We start from the raw sequence: 20,641 nt of genomic DNA, 5'->3' as shown, positions 1-20,641 counted from the left end.
TTATCCCTATGACATTGCATTTTATCCTTTAATTTTCCATATTCTTCATCAGTTAAGGAAACATTTTTATATTCTCCATAAAGGGAGGGGGATATTTTTTCTTTCTCCCCCTCTTTTTCTAACTCTATATCTATCTCTTTCTCTATCTCTATCTCTCCGTTGCAGTTTTGTTGCAAAAGGTTGCAAGGTGTTGCACCAGTGTTGCATTGCAACGCTTTTTGTCCTCTTGATTTCCTCGAACGCCTTGTAGACGCTGTTTCTGAACCTATAAGACTTGGGATTTCTGTTAAAAAATACTCGTCATTTTCTGTGATTATCTCCATCAATCCTTGTGCTACAAGATAATTTACTGTAACCATTACATCATCTTCCGTTTCATCAATCGTTAATGCAAGCTCCTTGATAAAGTCTGTTTCTACTCCGTCATAATACAGCTTCCCACTATCTTTTAAGCTAAGCAAAAGCAATTTGAGGTAAATGATTGTATAGGTATCTCCTCCTGATATTTTTCTTAGCCTTTTGATTCTCTTATCTGTAAAAAAATCTTCTTTCAATTTTAACCAATAGTATCTTCTGTTGTCTGCCATTTTTATCTTTCCTCCCCTGTATTTTTATAATTTTCTTTAGCCTTTTCCTTGGCTTTTTGTTTGTACTGCTCCTTTCTTTCCTCTTGCTCTTGGAATTTTTTCAGCTGTGCAATAACACTTGGTTTATCTCCTCTCTTAATTGCCTTATCTATCTCAATAGATAGGTCTATTCCATACTCGTCATTGACAATCTTTACTGCATATTTGATATGGTCTATCTGCTTAAATTCGTCTTGTACTTTAACTTTATCTTCCGTTAAACTTTGTATCTCTTTTTCAAGGTTTGATATTTCTTTTTGCCAATCACTTAATTTTATAGATGATGTCCCTGTAAATTTTTCTATGGTCTTTCTTGCTCTTAGATATCTGTCTATTCCTTTTTTATGAGAATTATAAAAGCTGTCTTTGAATATGGTTTTGCTTTTGTATTCCTGATAAACTTCTTTGTTTTCTTTGATAGAGTCTATGCAGCTTACACATTGATTTAAGTCTTTTATTCTTTGTGTTTTTTCTTGAATATCACCACTTATCTTTTTACTTTGTTTTGCAAGTTCAAAGACTTTTCCTTGTAGGTCTGCTATGGTTTGAAGATGATTATCTTTTAGATAGTAGATTGCTTTTACAAATCTCTTTAGGTCTGCATTTCCCTTTTTTATCTGTCCATAGTAGGATAGATTTTTTATTTTTTCTCCCTGTATCTCGTTATAGATAGAGATATATTCATAGAGGTTAAAGAGTTCGGCTTTGTTCTCAATCTCTTGTTGTCTTGTTTCTTTGTACTCGTCATATTTTGCTTGAAATGTAGAAACAAGTGAGTTAAGCCAAGAGTTAATCTCTAACAATTTTTCTTTAATTGCCTTAACTAAGGAGTTGTGCTTTTTTATTTCTCGGTTGATGTTTCCTTTGTCGGTTTCGATTCCTTTTTTCTCTAAGGCGCTGGCACTTGCTCCCATGTGAATGGTTGGGATTTCTTCTATCCCTTGTCTTTTGTAGGAACGATGATCCACTCTCTTTTCCTGATGATTTTTTTCTAAATACTGATTACAAAGGCTTGCAAAATTCTCTCGCCATTTCTCTGCGTTGCCTTTATCGTTCCAGTCTGTCAGCTCTACTTTTCTTGTTTTATAGTTTCCGCTTTTTAGTTTTATCTTTTCTCCGTTTTCATCAAGAACATATTCTTTTTTGCTTTTTGCCTGCCACTCTCCTTTTTCATTGATTGGTCTAAGGGTAGTCATAATATGAGCATGGATATTGTTATTTTCTTCATCACTTTCATCATGGATTGCAAGGTCTGCTATCATTCCTTTTGATGCAAAATTTTCTTGTATGAAGTCGATAATGAGTTTCTTGTTTTCTTCAAAAGATAATTCTTTCGGTAAGGCGATAATGAAGTTTCTTGCAAGCTGTGCATTGCTTGCTTTCTCATTTAGTTCAACGCTATTCCATAAAGTAGTTCTATCTTTTAATGCTATGGGGACATTCTCCGGCAAGAAGATTTCTGAATGTAAAAGTCCTTTTTTATTATGGTAGTCGTGAGTTACTCCGTCCCATTCATTTGTTAATTTCTCACAGGATATATATGCTGCACTTGCAACTGCCGATTTACTTTTTCCTCTGCTTATCATTGATATACTAAAGTGAAATGTTTCTGCCATCTGTATAAGCTCCTTTCATTTTTTGTTTGTTTTCAGGTAAATAAAAAAAGCAGACAGGTTATTTTTGTATCTTTTCCTATCTGCTTTATCTGTATATTTTTATTAACTTTTGTATGTTTTAAGACTTGCTAAAATCCCTTAGTTTTTCTAAGGGCGCAATTATACACCCTAAAGGGTGCTTTGCGTTCTGCGAAGCTTTTTGCCCTTGCAGGGAGCTTCTGAAAAAACTAAGGTCTTTTATTCTGTCTACTCGCTGTCTGTTTCATCTTCCATATCTTTCCCATTTATCATTTCTTCATAGGCTTGTCTGTATTCTTCTGTGTGAGTAGCAACTTTAAGTAATTCTTCTATCTCCTCATTGGTAAACATTAGTGGATTTTTAACCACTCTTTCTACTATCAAGCCTCTTTGTATAAGCCTGTGATTTCTTCTTTTTCGTTCTTTTTCGTTTGCAAGTTTTTCTAATTTCTTGCCTTGATTTTCTAATTGTTTCAGCTTCACATTGCACTTTTCTCTTTCTTCCTGAAGTTCAGAAATTTGTTCCTGTACTTCCTGTAATGTATTTTCTTTCTTCATTTTTCATTCCTCCATTTTGGTATCTGCTTGTTTCCATAAAGAAAGGTTAAGCACCTTTTTTTGACACTTAACCTTTCCAAGTTTTTAGATTTTATCTTCTAAAATCTTTCTCAGTTTTTCTAAAATCCTATCCCTCCTCCCACTGATTGCTTGATGTGTAACTTTCTCTTTTTTACCGATTGACCTTAGGCTTTCTTCTTTGTAGAAGATGGCTTCCATTAACTCTCGTTCTTCTTTTGAAAGAGTATTTAATGCTCTATGAAGTTCTTCAATTTGCATTTTTACTTCTACAATTTTTTCTAAGTCTATTTTTTCATCTATGATGTTGTCTATGAAGTGTCCGTCGTGATCCAGTCCTGAAAATGGTATAACATTATGCTTCCAATCTTTTCTTTGGAGATACTTTTCATGCTCTGTTATCTTCCAATAGGCTTTGTAGACTTCTTCGCTTACAGGTACGGCTTTGCCTTTTACATAAAGGTAATATTCTTTCTTTGCCACTTAGTTATCCTCCTTTTTTAAGTTCTCTGTTTTGCTTTTTGAGAATAAAAAAGGAGGACTTCTACACTTTGGCGTAAAATGTCCTCCGAATTGAAAAGAGTTTACCTTTTCTTTAGATGTATTTAATTGTTTGAGAGAATAGACAACTATAAGGCAAATAGAAATTTTTATTATTTATTTCTTTTGTATATAAAGATTTTTTCATCTTAATCACCCATCCCTTATAGTTAAATAATGTTCATACATCAAACCTTTCTTATTTTTTCTTTTGTCTTTTGAGCTACCTAACTTTTTGTAATTTCTTGTTTTCCCATTTTCCTAAGTCCATTAAGCATTAAAACCAGCCCAAGCAAAATCATACTAAAATCCACAATAGGTTCAGCCCACCAAACTGCTAATCTTCCAAATACCTTTGGCAATAACAATATCGCCGGAATAAATAAAATCAGTTGTCTAAGCATTACAATCATGCTCGCTTTTTTCCCATCTCCAATAGATTGGAAAAATGTAAGAGTCATAATCATAATTCCATACAGGATAAAGGTAGAATAGAACAACTTGAAGTTCATAACTCCAACTTCAATTATTTCACTTCTCACATTAAACAAAGACAATAATTTTTCAGAGAAAAACATGGATGGTATCCAAGAAATAGCAGCAAGTATTGTTGCCCCATACATGAAAATCTTCATAGTATCTTTTACTCTTTGATATTGTTTTGCTCCAAAATTAGCTCCTATAACAGGCTGTAAACCTTGACTCATTCCCCACAATGGAATAAATGAGAACATATAAAGTCTCATTGTGGCAGACATTAGAATTCCCCAATTATCTCCACCATAAGCGAAAGCCTGTTTGAACAAAAATGTTTGTTGTACTGCAAATAAAATTTGCATCATCATAGCCGAACTTCCTATACTAAACATTTCACTGTAAATTGCCTTGCTCTTTTGAATTTTATGGATACCAACAAAAGCACTTTTCTTTGAAAAATAGTGAAATGTTAATATCGCCTGTACAATTTGAGATATTACAGTTGCAATGGCTGCACCTTCAATTGCATACTCTCCCATCAACTTCATAAAAATAGGATCTAAAATAATATTTAATAAAGCACCTACTCCCATAATCATCATAGATTGCTTCAATGCACCTTCACCACGCATTGTCATATTACCTGCTTGAGCAAAATTCACAAATATTGAACCAAAGAAAACTACTCTTAAATATCTAACTCCAAGTTCTTTAATATTCCCTTTTGCTCCTACCAAATCCAGAAAATTAGGTGCAAATATCAATCCTAATATGGTAATTACTATAGAAAATAAAATCACCCAATAACAAAAATTACCAAATATTTTATCCGTTGTTTCTTTGTCTCCCTTTCCAATAGCCCTTGACAAAATCGACGCACTACCAACACCAATAAGTGCTGATATACCGCCATTTATTATTGTTAAAGACATTGATATACTAATAGCAGACATAGCATAATCCCCTATAATCCACCCAGCAAATATTCCATCCATAAATGGATAAAGTCCTATAACAACCATTCCTATAATTCCCGGAATAGCTAATTGAAACAACAAGTCTTTAGGACTTTTTGTTAAAAGTTGTGTTTTCATATCTTCTTTCATCGTATTGCTCTCCTTTACTTATATTTATTTTGTAAATTCATATATTGCACCATCGCATTGTTTTATAAATTCAAAATCATGCGTGATTATAATAATAGTTTTCCCTTGCTCTACCATTTGATTTAAAAATCCAATCAAAATATCCATTTGCATTTTGCAAAGTCCACTCGTTGGCTCATCAAACACTATGATTGGTTTTTGACTTACCATAGACATAGCAAGCAACAATCTCTGTTTTTCTCCACCCGATAACGAACTTGGGTGCATTTCTTTTTTATTAAATAAATGTACCTTTCTTAAGGCTTCATTTTTCAAATTATCCTGTTTTGTAACTGTTCCAATTTCTTGCCATACAGATTCTGTAAAAAGTTGATAATTAACATCTTGCATGACTGCAAAGATATTCTCATACCGTTTTTTGAGTTTTTCTCCCTTATAAAAAACTTCTCCCTTGCCTTTTATAGTTCCCATAAGTAAATTGATAAAAGTACTTTTCCCAACACCGTTTTGTCCAATAATGAAATTTATCCCGGTATTAAAAGAAACACTAAAATCAAAAATTGTATTCTTATCGTATGTTTTTTTGAAATGTAGACATGTTATTGATTCATTAGCAAAGTTTGATGGAGTATTTTTTTGCAACATATCTACTTTTTCATATTGTCTATTTAAGAAATCACTCTTAAAAATTTCATTGAAATTTCTTAAATTATGTTTTTCTGAAACTCTTACAAAGAAATCATCACTAAAATATTCTTTCGTGTATTCTTTAAAAGTTTTATTTTCTATTACACACAGCTTGTCTACAATGTCTTTCAAATAAAATAATCTATGCTCGACAATGATTATGATTTTATTTCTTTTTTTTAGCTCAATAATAGCTCTTTTTAAGTTCTTAATTGATTCATAATCCAAAGATGAGGATGGTTCATCTAAAAGAATAATTTCATTTTCTGAAATTCCGCTGGCGGTTATAGCAATTAGTTGCTTCTCTCCACCGGATAGTTCAAAAATATTCTTGTCCAACAAATCTTTACTACCTAAAACATCTGAATAATAGCGTATTTTATCTAAAATCAAATTTCTTTCTATACACCTATTTTCTAATTGAAAAGCTAATTCATCTGTAGAATTGATACAATAAAATTGTGTTTTAGGATTTTGAAACACTGTGGATATAAACTTGGATCGTTCTAATATACTCATCCCTAATAAAGATTTGTCCCTGTATAAAACATCTCCTTTTACATCTCCACAATCATATTCGGGAATAATGCCGTTTATTACTTTTAACAAACTACTTTTCCCCGTACCTGATTGTCCCGTTATAACAGTTACCTCTCCGGGTTTGAAATTTAGATTTATATTTTCTAATATGCTTTCTCCATCAAACTTTAATACTAAATTTTGTAAACTAAGCATACTTACCCCTTATATATAAATAGATTGCCCATACCATTATCAAAAAAAATATGCAATCAATGCCACCAATGCGAGATTCACTAATACTTGTTCGCTTTTGATTAACAGCTAACCCTTTTGTCATTGCGGATACTGTTAAATCATCTGCCGTCTTAGACAAACACATCAATAGTGGCACTAATCTATATTCAAATAATAGAATTGGATTTTTTATTAACTTTTTAAGCGTTAGTCCTCTCAAACGCATGGCTTTTTTTATCTGGCTATAATCAATCCTTGCGGCATAAAAGAAACGAACCATCACAGTCAATGGTATTGCTATTTCATCGGGACATTTCATTTTTTTCAATGAATAAATACTTTCCCCTACATTTGATGTGAGTATGGTATATTTCCCCATTAAAAATGCGGGAAGTATTTTCTTAACAACCATTACTAATATCAGTAAAATCGCTACCAAGGGACTGTATTCTAATTTAATTAAAAATCTATCAGCACCATAAACGAACACAAGAGTAGCCATCCCAATAATAGCTACTCTTGTATGTTTTGTATTTATTAAAAGCACTATCGGAATTACAGATATTATAAGGGCTTGCAAGAAATACTTTACTTGAATATTGCCTAAAACCATCACATATGAAAGAACTATTGTCATAAAAAGTTTTGTACGAAAATCAAGTTTGATTGTCATCCTTAACTCCTTATGAATCCTTATTTTTCCATACCAGCCTTTTTAAAATGTTTTTTTAGGAAAGCCATACCTATACTACAACCAATATATGCTCCTATAATTCCACCTATTGCCATTACGACAATAATCCAATTCGGCATTACACTAAGCATCTTATCAATAAATTCTTGGTTATATCCTTTCTCTAACATCTGTTTGACATATTCATTTCTTGATATAAAAATTGGCAACCAATTTCCTAATGTGCAAAGTGGAGCAATAGAAAATGCTAATCTTGCCTTTCTAACATCCGTATATTCTCCTGATTTCAAAATAACTTCAGCAATAATACCAGCAATAACAGCGGTCAATAATGCCCAAGGTCCATGTCCCATAGCAACATATACTAATGCAATAAGTAATGATTGAATAAACACCATTCCTCTTTTTTTAATCTTTGTGGAATACAGCATATTTACAGGTCCTACTAAAACTCCCTGTGCAAATGGAACAACCGGCATTAAAACTGGAACCATTCCTAAAAATGATCCAATCATCATAAATACAAAACCTAATACAGAAAATAATCCTATGTTGATTAAATCCTTTACTTCTAATCGTTTACTCATTTTAAACCTCCCTATCTCTTGTCAATATCAACAATGTAATTTACCATTGTTTCTTTTATATATTTTTTATGTTGTGAAAAAGAATTTCTTGCACAGAGAACTTCAGAACTTAATATCATCGCATTGATATAATTCACTAAAAAATCATCCTTAAATATGTCTGTTTTAATTCCAAGCTGCTTGGCGATTAAACTTAGCTCATTAGTCGCATTAAGTTTCAATTCTTGATACAATTTTTCCAAATCCTGATTATATTTTTTCGCTTGTAAAAGGAGTGTATACAATCTCATCAATTCTGTATCAGCCAGCGACTTATCAACCAAAATATCACCCATTTGCTGATATTTATCTTTTCCTCGATTGTTTTTTAAATACTCATTTATCAAGTTGTTTCTATAATCATTACCATCAAACATTAAGTCTTTAAGCATTTCATTTGTACTTGCATAATGATGATAAACACCCCCTCTACTCATTCCTACCTCTGTGATAACATCTTCCATTGTTGTAAGTTGAAACCCTTTATTTAGAAAGCATTCCTTTGCAGCTTCTCGAATCTCTTTTTTTCTAATTTGTCCAACTTTTTGTTTTTCTTCTTTCAAAATAAAGACCTCATTTCATATCGTAATAAAAACCGACACTACTGTCGAATTTTATTTTATCATAAACGATAGTTAATGTCAACTAACTTCATGATAATAACTACCGTCTTAATATGAATACTATTTCATATAATCTTTCATCGGTATCCCAACTCTTTTCAAAACCTTTAATTTCTCCTGTTTCTTCTGTTCTCTTCTTGCCTTATATTTATCTTCATACTCTTTCTGTTTTCCGCTGGCTTTTCGTTTCAGGTAATTTTGATGTAGCTTGTCTTTTCTTTCCTTGATTTTTCTTTCTTCTTCCTCAAGTTTTTGTTTTTCTTCTTCACTTAACTCCGCCTGTGGCAGTTCATAATTGCCTATGAAATTAAAGTAAATTTCTATCTTTTGCTTTGATGTCTGACTTCCTTTTCTATCTCTTTCGTGTACGATAATTTTTTCTACAAACTCATTTATCATTGTAGTTGTAAGTTCATCAAAGTTTTCATAACGACTGATAAGAGATATAAATTTTCTTGCTCTGTCTGTTTCTTTTTCATATCTTGAAACCTGCTGCTCCAAGTCCTTAATTTCTTTACTTAAAGCTACCTGCTCCGTTTCATATTGATTATTAAGGATTTCATAGCGATTATTCGGTATTTTATTCAGGATCATATCTTCGTAAATTCTGCACATCAGTCGTTCAAGTTCCTGAAGTCTATTTTGGCTTTCCGTTAATCTTATCTTTTTCTTTTCTATCTCTATTTTTTCCTTTTCTTCCATTTCATTTTGAATGGAACGGATAAAGGCTTCATTATCTTCATCAAGGTATTTTTTAATGTCTTTCAGTGTTTCCCTAATAAGGTTTAGGACTGCTTCTGCTTTTATTCTGTGTGCTGATGGACAAAGTGTGCCGCAAGGGGTTTTGGTATAGGCACTGCAAGTGTAATAGGGAATATTCTTATAGTTGCTTGTTCTATGAACATACATCTTGCTCCCACAATCTGCACAATACATCAGTCCTGTGAGTGGGTGATATTCGCCCCAACCGTCAGGATACCTTTTTACATTTCCTCTTATCCTTTGCACATTATCAAAGGTTTCTTGGTCTATGATTGGCTCGTGTGTATTTTCAAAAATAAGCCAGTTATCCTCGGATACATATTTGCTTTTTTTGTCCTTGAAGTGCTTTCTTGTTTTGAAATTGACTGTATGTCCTAAGTATTCCTGTTTCTTTAAAATGCTTGCTATGGTTGAGCTGCACCAACGATAGGGATGTTCAAAGTTTTTGCTTTGATATAGTCCATAACCTAATTTCTGTTGATGATAGGCGGGTATATCTACTTTTTCACTCTCCAATATCTTTGCTATTCGATACGGACCATTGCCTTGCATGGTCATATTGAATATTCGTCTTACTACTTCGGCTGCTTTTTCATCTACTATCCACTTATTTTTATCTTTTTCATCTTTGATATAGCCATAAGGCGGTGTGCTTGCCGTATGTTTCCCACTTTCGCCTTTTGACCTGAAGGTAGATTGGATTTTTCTTGATGTATCTCTTGCATACCATTCATTCATGATATTTCTAAAGGGGGTAAAATCATCTTCTCTGTAAAAGCTATCTACATTGTCATTGATAGCGATTAGTCTCACTCCCTTTTGTCTTAGTATCTCCATACATTGACCGACTTTGAGATAATCTCTGCCAAGTCTGCTCATATCTTTTACAATGATACACCCAATATTTCCTTGATTAACTCCGTTCATCATTGCCATAAATCCCGGTCTGTCAAACTGCGTTCCACTGATTCCATCATCTGTAAAGTGAATGATGTTTGACAGGTTATTTTTGCTTGCGTATTCTTCCAATATTTTTTTCTGATTGATGATAGAGTTGCTTTCTCCTTGCAGTTCATCATCACGACTTAATCTCTCATAGAGTGCTGTTATCTTTTCAAAATTCCTCATTTTTACCCCCTTTCTCTTAATTTTTCAATAAAAAAGAATTAAGAAGCACATATTTCACTAAAATAGTGATTAAGTGTTCTCCTTAATTCTATTACTCCTGCTGCAAGTTTGTATTTCTTGTATTGCTTTACTGCGAAATGGTTTGGCTTTTCTTTTTCTAATGCTTCAAACATATAGTCTACTGCATTTTTAAAATTTTCATCTTCTTCTCTTACCTCACTTGCATCTATCATAGCAAGTAGAGTTGTAAAGTTCTGTTCTTCTTTAGGAGCTTCATACCAGATATATCCTATAAGTGCTGTGTAATAGAGTTTTTCAGCTTTCACCCAAAAATCCTCAGTTGATTTTTCTCCTTCTCCCTTAGTATTTGCAATTATTGTTTGTACTAATTTCAAAATATCTTTTTCACTTTTCAAGTATGCAAAGGGATTATATCTCATGGATTTTTTAAAGTTTATTGTATTTAGTATTTTTATCTCATATCCATTTCTTTCCAACATTTTTCCGCATTCCAAGACTAATGTTCCTTTTGGATCGGTCACTACATATGAAGAGTGCATTTGCATGAGATTCGGCTTTACAAAGAACCTTGTTTTACCACTACCAGAACCTCCAATTACCAATACATTTTTATTCCTAGCATATTTTGGATTTTTAGGTCTATTGTTCATGGTAAGTCTTTCAGTTTGAGTTAATAGCACATTGTTTTCAAACTTCTTGTCAATGTATGGCTCAATATCTTTTTCATTTCCCCAGGAAGCGTTTTGTCAAGTGCCTTTTTATATTTATGGATGCTTTTTCTACAATGGCATTTTAACTTTTAGACAAAGAAAAACAGTAAACCTTTTTTGATTTACTGTTCTTGTTTTAGTTTCGTATAAATTACTATTTTTATAAATTACGCAAGTAAAAGCACTATAACCATGTAAGAACTTCTCTATGATATAGAATAAAGTAAAATACTAAGAAACTTATGATTATAGAAAATAAGTAAACATAGCGATTTTTCACTCTTCTAAAAAATAATACTCCGAAAGCAATAGTTCCTATTCCATCCATTAGTAACTGAAATAGAAAAGTATGTGTCATGTAAAATTTTATTGCTATAGCTACCGTTTCAGAAAATAATGCTCCTACAGGCAACGAATATAAAATAAAGTTATAAAATTTATCTCTATTCCAATAATAAAGTACAAACGCTGCAATCGCACATGGTATAGACAAAATAGTAAACATTATAAATAAAGAAAAACGAAATCCATCCGAAAACATTGGAATAAACATACCAAGAATAGCTTGCAATCCATAAAAGCTCAATGTCATTCCAAACATATATAAGAATGAGCTAATTCCTGCACACTTATTAGATGAACTTTTTACTACTATTACAGTATTTGAAATCATCCAAAATCCTAATAGTGTTTGAACAGAAGACCAACTCCATAAAGTATCTAATGAGCAGTAATCTAATAATCGAGTAATACATCCCACCAATATTCCAATTAAAAATATTTTTATATATGATTTTCTATCATCTCTTAACTCCATTTTCGTTATATTTCATCTCCTCAAAACCAATTTACTTTTTCATCTCTAAATAATGGACTTTTACTCTGTTTATAAGGATTGTAGTTATTGCAATTACAACCAAACTCTTTCAATGTTTTTATCTTATTATCGGCTGTCCAAACTATCAAAGAAATACCGTCAAATTCTTCAACTTTCCCTTCATTCATTTTATTTTTGAAGTGCCATTCTACAATGGTTTGATTATCCTTATGAAAAAATTGCTTTATATCCCACGCAAGCACTGTTCCTCTTGTATTCCATTCATTAAACCAGTGCTTTACAGTTTGACGATTTTCATACTTTGGACACCAACTTTCAACATAAATTACATCATCTGAAAAAATTTCATCTATCCCTAAGTCTTGTTGTTCAAGCCACATATCAAACCATAAACGAATGATTTTTTCTCTTTCATCCATATATTTAGCACCTCCAAAATCAAATATTTATATATTGTTATACCATTTTTTCACTTAGTTTTATAGGTCTAACTCGTTCCGCTTTACCTGTGATAGTTGCTTTTCGTGTTCCTGTAACTGCTCTATACAGGTCTTAACTTTTTCTGCTTGTTCTACTTCTTCTCTTATCTCTAATATTTGATTGTAAAGGCTCTTTTTCTCTTTCTTCAAAGTGGCAACTTCTGGTTCCCATTTACTGATGGCTAAGGTCTTGCTTTCTCCTAAATGGTCTTTCAAATATTTCTTAGCACTTTCAAATAAAATAATCTCTGCTGTATGCTCATTATAAAAATCTTCCTGTTTTCTTTTCTTTAATTGTGCATAGACTTTGTAGGTGTCCTTATACTTCAAATATTTTTCTGATTGGTCGATGAGTTGTGTTTTTTCATCAATCTTCTTCTCGGTATCTTTTAAGGCTCGTGTTGTCTTATAATTCTTATCTCTAAGGATAACTATATTTTCTTTAAGCTCGGATAATGAAGTGATGTTTTTCTCTTTGAGTAGCTGATAACTTTCAATATATTTCTCCAAGTCTGCATTATTGTTATCTGCGTTTTTATGAATAAGATTTTCAAAGATTGACAACAGATTTTCTTTGGGTGGGAGGGTGGACTTTGTATTTTCGTTTTCTATTTTTTCTTCTTTTCCTATTCCTCTTATCCAATTTAGTAATGCCTTTATTCTTCTTGAAATTTCTCTTAAAATCATATTTTGATGTTTGATTTCTCGGTTGATATTTCCTCTGTCTGTGGCTATGCCTTTCTTCTCCATTTGGGTTGCTGACACTCCTAAATGAATGGTCGGTATTTGTTCTATCCCTTGTCTTTGATAAGAACGATGATCTACTTTCTCCTGTATGCTGTTTTCTTCAAGATATTTGTTTGTAATATCTGCCCATGCTTTTCGCCATTCTTCTGCCTTGTCTTGCTCGTTCCAATCTGTTGTATTTATCTTTCTTGTTTTGTAATTACCATTTTTAAGTTTTACTTTTTCTCCATTTTCATCAAGGATATATTCCTTTTTTGATTTTGCTCCCCATGTTGTATCTTCGTTTAGTGGTCGCATGGTAAGTAATATATGACAATGTGGGTTTCCATCATTTTTATCATGTAGGGCAATGTCGGCACACATACCTACTTTTACAAAATTTTCTTTTACATATTCTCGTACAAGATTTATTTGTTTCTCTCGGTCTAATTCTTTAGGTAAGGCTACTTCAATTTCTCTTGCAAGCTGTGAGTTTTTACTTTTTTCTATTTTCTCAACACTGTTCCACAATGTCCCTCTATCTAAAAATTCCTGTGGTGCATTTTGTGGTAAAAGAATTTCAGTATGTGCTATTCCGCCTTTTCTTGTAAAGTCATGCAGTTCGCCATCGTATTCATTTTTTATTTTTTCGCCACTTCGATAGGCGGAAGCTGCTACTGCACTTTTGCCTTTACCTCTTGAAATAATCTTTATACAAAGATGATATATCGCCATAAGAGAAAACCTCCTTTCGTTTTTCTGATACTTTGATGTGGCGATAGATAAGACTTCCTAAAGAAATCGGATTGCTTTTTATCCGATTTCTTTTGGTAAGTACACAAGGGGTAGGAAATTTATTTCCGTAGGGGAATGTAGTTCCCCTGTATCAGCGTTAGCTGATATGCCCTCTGCTAAGAGCCTTCGGAGAACGCACGCACCTGCTAAGGTGTATATGTGCGCCCTTGTAAACAAGGGACTATTCCTCTATCCCCGTTTCTTCATCTTCTTTTTCTATATTTTCAACTTCGCTTTCTTCTCTGCTTTCTATAATTTTTTGTATTTTGAGATTGGCTTCCTCTTTACGAATTAAAGATGTGATTAACTGATAAAATTCATCTTTGGTTAGATTTTTGCTTTCTGTAAAGATACTTTCAAAGACTGCTCCTTTTTCATATATTCTTTTATCTCTCTTTTTTCTTTCTTCCTGTTTCTGCTGACTGATGAGCTTTTTCCTTTTGTTTTGTAACTGCTTGATTTCTTCATCTGCCATTAAGATTTTTTCTTCTATGTTCTTCATTTTCTCATTTCCTCTCTTTCTAATTTTGAGCAAATAAAAAACAGTAAACCGAATTTGATTTACTGTTTCATATATCTATTTTTTATTTAAAGCTATTTTCTATTAGCATCTGCACTTGCCCTAATGGGATATTAAATATTATACCGTAAATAGACATTCCAAGTAGCAATACTGCAACAACTATGCCTATTCCATAAAGACATCCGTTACTAACTTTAGCTTTTTTAACTTTTATATTTATATAGCTATATATGAGAAATACTGCAAATATAAAAGCCAAAATATAATTTGGTAACATACTCATTATACTTTACCTTTTATTTGCAAAATTTATTCCAAAAATCTACCCAACCACTATGTTCTTCTCTTTGGTCAATATAAGTGAATGTTTCTTCATCATACCAATCATGATTTACTATATCGCCAATAGTCTCAGGAACAAAAAAGTTGAAAAATTCTTTCTTGAATGAGTTTCCGTATTGTAGATAATATGAACCTACCATCTTGGTGAAATTAGTTTTCTTTATATCTTGTGGTCTATAAAGAAGTGCTTCACCAACCTGAGTTAAATCAGGGCTTACCCCAAGGAAAACTAAACTTAAATCACTTTCCTTGTAGCCAAGTATAAAACTTCTATACTTATAGGAAACCGTACGAAGTACCGCAAAATTAGCTCCACCTATATCTTCTGAATAAGCATAGATTATTCTATATTCTGAGCCATTATCTACTTTCCTATCAAAGATTTCTCTCATTAATGCCTTGTTTTTATCGCTTTTTGCTTTATCTAATTCAACTTCTTTTTTTCCTCCAAACAGTCCGAATAACCCCATTTTTTGTTCCTCCGTTCATTTAGTTTTTGAATATAATTATACTTTATTATACCACTTTTTAGTTATTTTTTCTATCATTTTTTATCTGGATTCAATTATTTTTGTCTTTTATATTGTAGGAGTGGTATACCTATTTATTGTTTTTCATTCTTTTTAGAATGTATTACCTTAAACAGTTTATCTTTAAATGTTTCTTTGCTCTTTTTGTCAAAATATATCTCTGTTACAAAGGTCTTTCCATTTATCTTCTTTGTAAGAATGCCATCGGGCTTTTGATGTTGTTCTGCTTGTATTTCTTTAATATCTGTTTTCTCATTTTCTGCCATTTAGTTCCTCCTTTCGACTTGCACAAAAAAAAGATTTCCTGTGATTAGGAAACCTCTTTTGCGATTAATTAATATTTGGTTTTAGGTTGTTGCTTGTAGTTTCTTTTTTGCTCTGTATTCTCTTGCTTTTAATTTTTCATACTCTCGGCACTTTTCAAGATTTTTGGCTCTGTATGCTTTAGAATATGCCCTATGATAAGCTCGTGATTTTTCTCTCTTTGCTTCTTCTATTTCTTCCCTCATCTGTATCATTTCTTCTTTTGTCGGCTCTATCTGTTTTGTAAGTTCATTTTCAAATTTTCCGATATAGTTAAAATAAACCTCTATTCGTTGAACTACATATTTTGCTCTTTTTACATCTCTTTCATGCACTACGATTTTACTGATAAACTCATTGATAATGGTAGGGGTAAGTTCTTCAAAGTTGGAATAGCTTTCTGCAAGTCTGATAAATTTCTTTGCTCTTTGGTTTGCATTTTCACATTCGGATAAGCGTTCTTTGATTTCTTCTTTTTCTGCTTTTAAGGTGTAGTATTCTTCAGCATACTTTCTTGATAACTGTTCATAGCGTTCTGTATCCATATTTCCAAGTGCATTATCTTCATAGAGTTTATTCATCACTCTTTCTATCTGTTCCATTCGATCTGTGATTTGTGGCATACGCTTTTGATTTTTCTTGAATTCTTCGGTCTGTTCTTTATACAGACTCCCTTTTACAAGTTTCTCAAAATCTGCTTTGTTTTCCAAAGAATACTGTGCTATCTTTCGCAAGACTTCTGCAATATTTTCCATAACCTCATCAACATCAATGCGGTGTGGGGAGTTGCATTTGGGGTGCTTTGCTTTCCCTTTGGCATATTCACTGCAATAGGTTACATGCTGTACTCTTCCATTTTTGTGTATGGTGCGAATGTGCATTTTTGTTCCGCAATCTTTACAGTACATCAAGCCTGAAAGTGCGTGAATTTCTCCATCTCCGTTTGGTCTTTTTACAGGTGCATTTTTTAACATACGCTCTACATTTTCAAAGGTAGTTCTATCTATTATTGGCTCATGCACATTTTCTGTTATTTGCCATTTGCTTTTATCTACATATTGGTTTCTCTTATCTCTGTAATGCTTTTCGGTCTTAAAATTGACTACATCACCACAATACTCTTGTCTTTTCAGTATGCGTGTTAGAGTTGCTTTGTTCCAGTTATATCTGTTTTCTTCATTTAGTGGTTTGTTTTTTGCTGTTCCTCTGTTTTGCTGTTTCATATAAAAGGTTGGAGTTAGTATTTCTTTTTCTTTCAGGTAAACAGCTATCTGATTTCTGTTTTTCCCCTCCATAAATAGCCTAAAAATGAGTTTTACAACTTCGGCAGCTTCTTTATCGACGATCCAATAATCTTTGTTCTCAGGGTCTTTTATATAGCCGTATGGGGCTTCTGTTGCGACAGGCTTTCCGTCTGCTCCTTTGGTCTTAATTCCTGTCTTTACTTTCTTGCTGATGTCTCTTGCATACCACTCTGACATGATGTTGATAAAGGGAGCAAATTCCAATGTATTTTGGTCTATGCTATCTATACCGTTGTTGATAGCGATAAATCGTACATTGTTTCTTCTAAATATCTCCATAGCGTTTCCGACTTGAAGATAATCTCTTCCCCATCTTGTCATATCTTTCATGATGACAATACCGATTTTGCCTTGTTCTACATCGTTTATCATCTGTGTATAGGCTGAACGGTCAAAGAACCTACCGCTTTCGTCATCATCGATATAGTGACGAATGTTTATCAGCTTTTTATCTCTTGCATACCTTTCTAAAAAGGCTTTTTGATTTACAATACTATTACTCTCGCCACCGTCTCTATCTTCATCACCAACTGAAAGGCGGGAGTATAGTGCTGTAATTTTATTGTGATATTCTATCATGGCATTATCCTCCTTTTTTGTGTCTATATATCACTCCTGTTCAGTTAATATTATGCAACCCATCTTGCCGATCCATATTCTCTGCCCTCTCTAAACTTTTTTGCTTTTTTCTTTTTCTGTATAAGGATTAACTTAATAACTACTGATAGAATTAGACCGGGTATCAGGCTTTTTATTTTTAATGATGGAATATAGTTTAAAGTATCTATTTGACTAAAAGCTACTAGAATTCTATCTATTATATCACCTCCTACATAAGAGTTGACATGGCTTGCAAAGATATTTCCTATATAAAAAAATAAGAGGTAAGGAAGATTTTCTAATACAAATTTCTTCTTATCTCTTATCTTAAAAACATTTTTTATATCTTTTATTATTTCATTTAGTATTTTCGAATTAATCACTTCCTCTCCATAAAAAAGAGTAGATTTCTCTACCCATTAGTATCTTATTTATCTTTTTTATATCTTATTACTGGAACTTGTTTTATTTTTTTACCTATCTTTTTTCTTTCCAAGACAAAAATCATATTTTCATTTCTTTTAAAATATCCTAAATCTTTATGATAGCTTATACCACACTTGCAATGTGATAGACCTATAAACTGTTGCTTCATCTTTGAGTTACATATGGGATATATTCTTTTATTTGTCATTTTGAACCACCATTATACTTATATTTTACTTTCAAAGGTGTTTTTTCAGTTTCTTTCCTAATGCTTCTGCTCTCATTTTTTATCTACAGATAAGAGAAATTCTTCTACTGGATGACTCCAATCTTCTTTTTCATAGTATTCAACAATAAAGCTATTCATGCCTTCTCATCATATATATTATATATCCAGGTGCTTTTATTATAAACTTTGTTCCTGATGCTTATGCTTAACCTTATCTTTGTCAATGGTATCTTTGACTTTATTCTTGAAATTATTAAGCCTTTCTATTACAGATTTCCTTTTTCTTGACTTATCTTTAGTAAATTTCTGGACTGTCTTTTTAAAAGCTTGTTCCATTACTTTTATATCTTTTGCTTGAAAAAAGATAATGTTGTTTCCATTTTCTAAATCTTTCTTTACGGAAAATTTCACCCCATATCTTTTTAATTCTTTTTTCAATGCTTTTAAGTCTATGTCATTTAATTCTAAGGTTTCTACTTTACCTTTTTTTACAAGGTCTTTTACTTTTACTTTTTTAAATTTTTCTAAGGGTCTTGACTTTTCTGTCTGTGTTTTATGTTTATTTATCTCTAATATTTTCTTCATCAAATTTATAACTTGCTTGGCTGTAACTATCCCCGCTTTTTTTACTATGGCTATTGTTCTGCTATTTATATCATCATTTTGCATTCACTCACCTACTTTCATTCTTTTTTTAATATTTCATAGGCTAATTTTGATTTCTCCTTCATTTTTTCTATTCTTCTATTTTCTCCTGTAAATATAATGGGACTGCATATTTCAAGTATCCTTGAGTAAATTCTTTTATCCTTTATAGTTTCAGGATTAGTTAAAGCTGATATATTTAAGTTTGTTGTTATAATTAGAGGTTTCCCACTTCTATATCTACTATCTATTATGTTAAAGATATGCTCAGCTGCAAAATCTGTATCTCTTTCCATTCCAAAATCATCAATAATTAATAGTTTCTTATGATTTAGGTTATCTATATACTTACTTTTATCAATCTCAAAGTTAGTCATATCATTTAAAATTACTGAAAAATTTGTCATTTTGACTGATATTTCTTTTTCTAGTAAAGCATTGGCTATAGCACTTGCAAGATATGTTTTTCCACATCCCACATTCCCTGTGAGAATTAACCCTATATTATTTTCATATATTTCATCAAATTTTTCCACATAGTTTTTTGCTACTTTTTCATGCTCACTATCTTTGTCCATATTTTTAAAATTCCAATTTAATAAGATAGGATCAGAAAAACACTCTTTTTTTAAGTGTTCAATTTTTAAAAGCCTTTTATTTTCTTTTCTTTTTTCTTCCTCTAGTTTTTGTCTTTCTTTTTTACATTGACATAAAATACCAACTTTTTTTATTTCTCCAAAGAAGTCTATTTCTTTTTCAATTGGTGTTTTACATTTTGCACAATATTTTAGTCCTGTTTCTTGATCTATATAACTCCTATTTTCTTCATCATTTGATGGACTATTTGTTTCTGCATTTTTTATTTTCTGTTCTAGGATTTCTTTTATTAATTCCATATACTCATCTCCTATCAAGTATTTAAAATTTCTCTCCAGATATCCTCATCGTTACTATAGTCATAGTTTTCTTTTTTCTGATTTTCCCTCTTTATGACTTCTATGTTTCTAATATTTTCATCTGCATTGTATAATAGAGTCAGTAGATAGGCATTAATGTTTCTAATATCCTTTGGAGCATTTTCTCTTAGGTATTTCAAAACATAGTCTATGTGTTTATAGTTAAGACTTAGAAATTTTTCTTTAAAATTTTCATTGGATATATGCCTCCCTCCTATTTTAATTTTTGTAAAGCTAGTTAAGGCTTTTACAAGTACATTTATCATTACATCTACTTGCTTCTTTTCTTCTATTCTTACTTTTTCAAAGGTTTCATAAGATATATTCTTTTTTATAGTTTCTTTTAATTCTTCCTCCTCCAAAGTCTTTTTTGATTTTTCTCCTAGCTTTTCTAAGGGGGATATGGGGGTGGTATTATTAAAATCAGTATTATTAGTTTCAGTATTATTAATATTAGTATTATTAGAGTCCTCTTTTGAAACTTCTTGAGGTTTGTTTTCTAAACTTCCTGAAGTTTGTTTTTTAAACTTCTTGAGGTTTGCTTTTGAAACTTCTGTAGTTTTATTATTTTCTGTGTAAATAAAGTTCTTTACATAAAGTAAATTTGGCTTTCCAAGTCCTAACCTCTTTTTTTCTAATAATCCTATCTCTTCAATTTCTTTCATTACTTTGACCGATTTATTTCTCCCCCAATTTAATACTTCCATAATTTCTTCTATGGTATAGATGATGTATACCTTGTTTTCTTCATCTAACCATTTATTCTTAATTGACAGGCTCATTCTATCGAGTAGAATTCCATAAAGAATTTTTGCTTCTACGGATAGTTTTTTAAAATTTAAGTCGGTAAATAAAGTTTTGGGAATCCTAAAAAATGAATATTGTTCCGCTTCATTGCCATAATAATATTCAAATTTAACTATTTCTTTCATCATAACCCCCCTTTCTTTTCATATAAAAAGAGATAGCTTTGATTTTG

The 20,641-nt window shown here is 31.7% G+C and carries 22 protein-coding genes and 2 pseudogenes; all 24 read right to left on the bottom strand.

All coding sequences use genetic code 11. The annotated features are described in order from the left end of the window. The coding region (locus WMO19_RS04395; protein ID WP_349170336.1) for a phage replisome organizer N-terminal domain-containing protein at positions 1 to 587 on the bottom strand (587 nt) is incomplete at its 3' end. Between the two features lie 2 nt (positions 588 to 589). Then, complete coding sequence (gene mobQ / locus WMO19_RS04390; RefSeq protein WP_019595625.1) at positions 590 to 2,242, bottom strand: MobQ family relaxase; 1,653 nt, start codon at positions 2,240 to 2,242, stop codon at positions 590 to 592. Positions 2,243 to 2,488: 246 nt separating this feature from the next. Beyond that, the gene (locus tag WMO19_RS04385) at positions 2,489 to 2,818 is read right to left on the bottom strand and encodes a DUF3847 domain-containing protein (protein WP_002842117.1); all 330 of its coding nucleotides are present in this window, start codon (positions 2,816 to 2,818) and stop codon (positions 2,489 to 2,491) included. Between the two features lie 84 nt (positions 2,819 to 2,902). Further along, on the bottom strand, positions 2,903 to 3,319 hold the full coding sequence (locus WMO19_RS04380; RefSeq protein ID WP_005957966.1) for a sigma factor-like helix-turn-helix DNA-binding protein: 417 nt from the start codon (positions 3,317 to 3,319) through the stop codon (positions 2,903 to 2,905). 284 nt (positions 3,320 to 3,603) lie between these two features. Continuing rightward, positions 3,604 to 4,959, bottom strand: a complete 1,356-nt coding sequence (locus WMO19_RS04375; protein ID WP_002844948.1) for an MATE family efflux transporter — start codon at positions 4,957 to 4,959, stop codon at positions 3,604 to 3,606. Between the two features lie 24 nt (positions 4,960 to 4,983). Continuing rightward, positions 4,984 to 6,381 (bottom strand): ATP-binding cassette domain-containing protein, encoded by a 1,398-nt coding sequence (locus WMO19_RS04370; RefSeq protein WP_002844950.1) that lies wholly within the window; start codon positions 6,379 to 6,381, stop codon positions 4,984 to 4,986. Beyond that, entirely contained in the window at positions 6,374 to 7,075 is a 702-nt protein-coding gene (locus WMO19_RS04365; RefSeq protein ID WP_002844952.1) for an energy-coupling factor transporter transmembrane component T, read from the bottom strand. The genes WMO19_RS04370 and WMO19_RS04365 overlap by 8 nt, the downstream gene beginning before the upstream one ends. 20 nt (positions 7,076 to 7,095) lie before the next feature. Beyond that, positions 7,096 to 7,683 carry an MptD family putative ECF transporter S component gene (locus tag WMO19_RS04360; RefSeq protein ID WP_002844954.1) on the bottom strand — a complete coding sequence of 196 codons (588 nt, stop codon included), beginning with the start codon at positions 7,681 to 7,683 and terminating at the stop codon, positions 7,096 to 7,098. 11 nt (positions 7,684 to 7,694) lie between these two features. Beyond that, positions 7,695 to 8,285 carry a TetR/AcrR family transcriptional regulator gene (locus tag WMO19_RS04355; RefSeq protein ID WP_002844956.1) on the bottom strand — a complete coding sequence of 197 codons (591 nt, stop codon included), beginning with the start codon at positions 8,283 to 8,285 and terminating at the stop codon, positions 7,695 to 7,697. 120 nt (positions 8,286 to 8,405) lie between these two features. Next, a complete protein-coding gene (locus WMO19_RS04350; protein WP_349170332.1) occupies positions 8,406 to 10,235 on the bottom strand; it encodes a recombinase family protein in 1,830 nt (609 codons plus the stop codon). A 38-nt stretch (positions 10,236 to 10,273) separates the two neighbouring features. Next, positions 10,274 to 10,999 (bottom strand): annotated as a pseudogene (locus WMO19_RS04345) (VirD4-like conjugal transfer protein, CD1115 family); the annotation flags it as partial. 151 nt (positions 11,000 to 11,150) lie between these two features. After that, a complete protein-coding gene (locus WMO19_RS04340; RefSeq protein ID WP_349170330.1) occupies positions 11,151 to 11,783 on the bottom strand; it encodes a hypothetical protein in 633 nt (210 codons plus the stop codon). A gap of 20 nt (positions 11,784 to 11,803) precedes the next feature. Next, positions 11,804 to 12,223 carry a nuclear transport factor 2 family protein gene (locus WMO19_RS04335; protein ID WP_019107268.1) on the bottom strand — a complete coding sequence of 140 codons (420 nt, stop codon included), beginning with the start codon at positions 12,221 to 12,223 and terminating at the stop codon, positions 11,804 to 11,806. Positions 12,224 to 12,283: 60 nt separating this feature from the next. After that, entirely contained in the window at positions 12,284 to 13,744 is a 1,461-nt protein-coding gene (gene mobQ, locus WMO19_RS04330; RefSeq protein ID WP_019107269.1) for a MobQ family relaxase, read from the bottom strand. Positions 13,745 to 13,985: 241 nt separating this feature from the next. Then, positions 13,986 to 14,306 (bottom strand): DUF3847 domain-containing protein, encoded by a 321-nt coding sequence (locus WMO19_RS04325; RefSeq protein WP_019107270.1) that lies wholly within the window; start codon positions 14,304 to 14,306, stop codon positions 13,986 to 13,988. An 82-nt stretch (positions 14,307 to 14,388) separates the two neighbouring features. Beyond that, positions 14,389 to 14,610: a hypothetical protein gene (locus tag WMO19_RS04320; protein WP_019107271.1), complete on the bottom strand. Its 222-nt coding sequence runs from the start codon at positions 14,608 to 14,610 to the stop codon at positions 14,389 to 14,391. A 13-nt stretch (positions 14,611 to 14,623) separates the two neighbouring features. Beyond that, positions 14,624 to 15,139: a hypothetical protein gene (locus WMO19_RS04315; protein ID WP_349170327.1), complete on the bottom strand. Its 516-nt coding sequence runs from the start codon at positions 15,137 to 15,139 to the stop codon at positions 14,624 to 14,626. Between the two features lie 134 nt (positions 15,140 to 15,273). After that, positions 15,274 to 15,465 carry a hypothetical protein gene (locus WMO19_RS04310; protein ID WP_349170326.1) on the bottom strand — a complete coding sequence of 64 codons (192 nt, stop codon included), beginning with the start codon at positions 15,463 to 15,465 and terminating at the stop codon, positions 15,274 to 15,276. An 81-nt stretch (positions 15,466 to 15,546) separates the two neighbouring features. Continuing rightward, complete coding sequence (locus WMO19_RS04305; RefSeq protein ID WP_349170324.1) at positions 15,547 to 17,385, bottom strand: recombinase family protein; 1,839 nt, start codon at positions 17,383 to 17,385, stop codon at positions 15,547 to 15,549. Between the two features lie 59 nt (positions 17,386 to 17,444). Next, a pseudogene (locus tag WMO19_RS04300) lies at positions 17,445 to 17,789 on the bottom strand (VirD4-like conjugal transfer protein, CD1115 family); the annotation flags it as partial. Positions 17,790 to 17,833: 44 nt separating this feature from the next. After that, entirely contained in the window at positions 17,834 to 18,040 is a 207-nt protein-coding gene (locus WMO19_RS04295; RefSeq protein WP_349170323.1) for a hypothetical protein, read from the bottom strand. A 198-nt stretch (positions 18,041 to 18,238) separates the two neighbouring features. After that, complete coding sequence (locus WMO19_RS04290) at positions 18,239 to 18,730, bottom strand: PcfB family protein (protein ID WP_349170321.1); 492 nt, start codon at positions 18,728 to 18,730, stop codon at positions 18,239 to 18,241. Between the two features lie 14 nt (positions 18,731 to 18,744). Beyond that, entirely contained in the window at positions 18,745 to 19,602 is an 858-nt protein-coding gene (locus WMO19_RS04285; protein WP_050755278.1) for an ATP-binding protein, read from the bottom strand. Positions 19,603 to 19,616: 14 nt separating this feature from the next. Further along, complete coding sequence (locus WMO19_RS04280) at positions 19,617 to 20,594, bottom strand: replication initiator protein A (RefSeq protein ID WP_339074591.1); 978 nt, start codon at positions 20,592 to 20,594, stop codon at positions 19,617 to 19,619. Positions 20,595 to 20,641 lie beyond the last annotated feature (47 nt).

It is taken from the genome of Peptoniphilus hominis (ex Hitch et al. 2025) (assembly GCF_040096015.1).
Lineage (GTDB): Bacteria > Bacillota > Clostridia > Tissierellales > Peptoniphilaceae > Peptoniphilus_A > Peptoniphilus_A hominis.
The sequence above is the reverse complement of the archived record's forward strand: the minus strand, read 5'-3'. Positions and strand labels throughout refer to the sequence as shown.

Coding starts and splice junctions, on each gene's coding strand:
- WMO19_RS04315 (WP_349170327.1), bottom strand. CDS start 15,139: ATGGGGTTATTCGGACTGTTTGGAGGAAAAAAAGAAGTTGAATTAGAT.
- mobQ (WP_019107269.1), bottom strand. CDS start 13,744: ATGGCGATATATCATCTTTGTATAAAGATTATTTCAAGAGGTAAAGGC.
- WMO19_RS04285 (WP_050755278.1), bottom strand. CDS start 19,602: ATGGAATTAATAAAAGAAATCCTAGAACAGAAAATAAAAAATGCAGAA.
- WMO19_RS04310 (WP_349170326.1), bottom strand. CDS start 15,465: ATGGCAGAAAATGAGAAAACAGATATTAAAGAAATACAAGCAGAACAA.
- WMO19_RS04290 (WP_349170321.1), bottom strand. CDS start 18,730: ATGCAAAATGATGATATAAATAGCAGAACAATAGCCATAGTAAAAAAA.
- WMO19_RS04375 (WP_002844948.1), bottom strand. CDS start 4,959: ATGAAAGAAGATATGAAAACACAACTTTTAACAAAAAGTCCTAAAGAC.
- WMO19_RS04295 (WP_349170323.1), bottom strand. CDS start 18,040: ATGACAAATAAAAGAATATATCCCATATGTAACTCAAAGATGAAGCAA.
- WMO19_RS04365 (WP_002844952.1), bottom strand. CDS start 7,075: ATGACAATCAAACTTGATTTTCGTACAAAACTTTTTATGACAATAGTT.
- WMO19_RS04335 (WP_019107268.1), bottom strand. CDS start 12,223: ATGGATGAAAGAGAAAAAATCATTCGTTTATGGTTTGATATGTGGCTT.
- WMO19_RS04325 (WP_019107270.1), bottom strand. CDS start 14,306: ATGAAGAACATAGAAGAAAAAATCTTAATGGCAGATGAAGAAATCAAG.
- mobQ (WP_019595625.1), bottom strand. CDS start 2,242: ATGGCAGAAACATTTCACTTTAGTATATCAATGATAAGCAGAGGAAAA.
- WMO19_RS04385 (WP_002842117.1), bottom strand. CDS start 2,818: ATGAAGAAAGAAAATACATTACAGGAAGTACAGGAACAAATTTCTGAA.
- WMO19_RS04370 (WP_002844950.1), bottom strand. CDS start 6,381: ATGCTTAGTTTACAAAATTTAGTATTAAAGTTTGATGGAGAAAGCATA.
- WMO19_RS04320 (WP_019107271.1), bottom strand. CDS start 14,610: ATGAGTATGTTACCAAATTATATTTTGGCTTTTATATTTGCAGTATTT.
- WMO19_RS04340 (WP_349170330.1), bottom strand. CDS start 11,783: ATGGAGTTAAGAGATGATAGAAAATCATATATAAAAATATTTTTAATT.
- WMO19_RS04305 (WP_349170324.1), bottom strand. CDS start 17,385: ATGATAGAATATCACAATAAAATTACAGCACTATACTCCCGCCTTTCA.
- WMO19_RS04280 (WP_339074591.1), bottom strand. CDS start 20,594: ATGAAAGAAATAGTTAAATTTGAATATTATTATGGCAATGAAGCGGAA.
- WMO19_RS04350 (WP_349170332.1), bottom strand. CDS start 10,235: ATGAGGAATTTTGAAAAGATAACAGCACTCTATGAGAGATTAAGTCGT.
- WMO19_RS04360 (WP_002844954.1), bottom strand. CDS start 7,683: ATGAGTAAACGATTAGAAGTAAAGGATTTAATCAACATAGGATTATTT.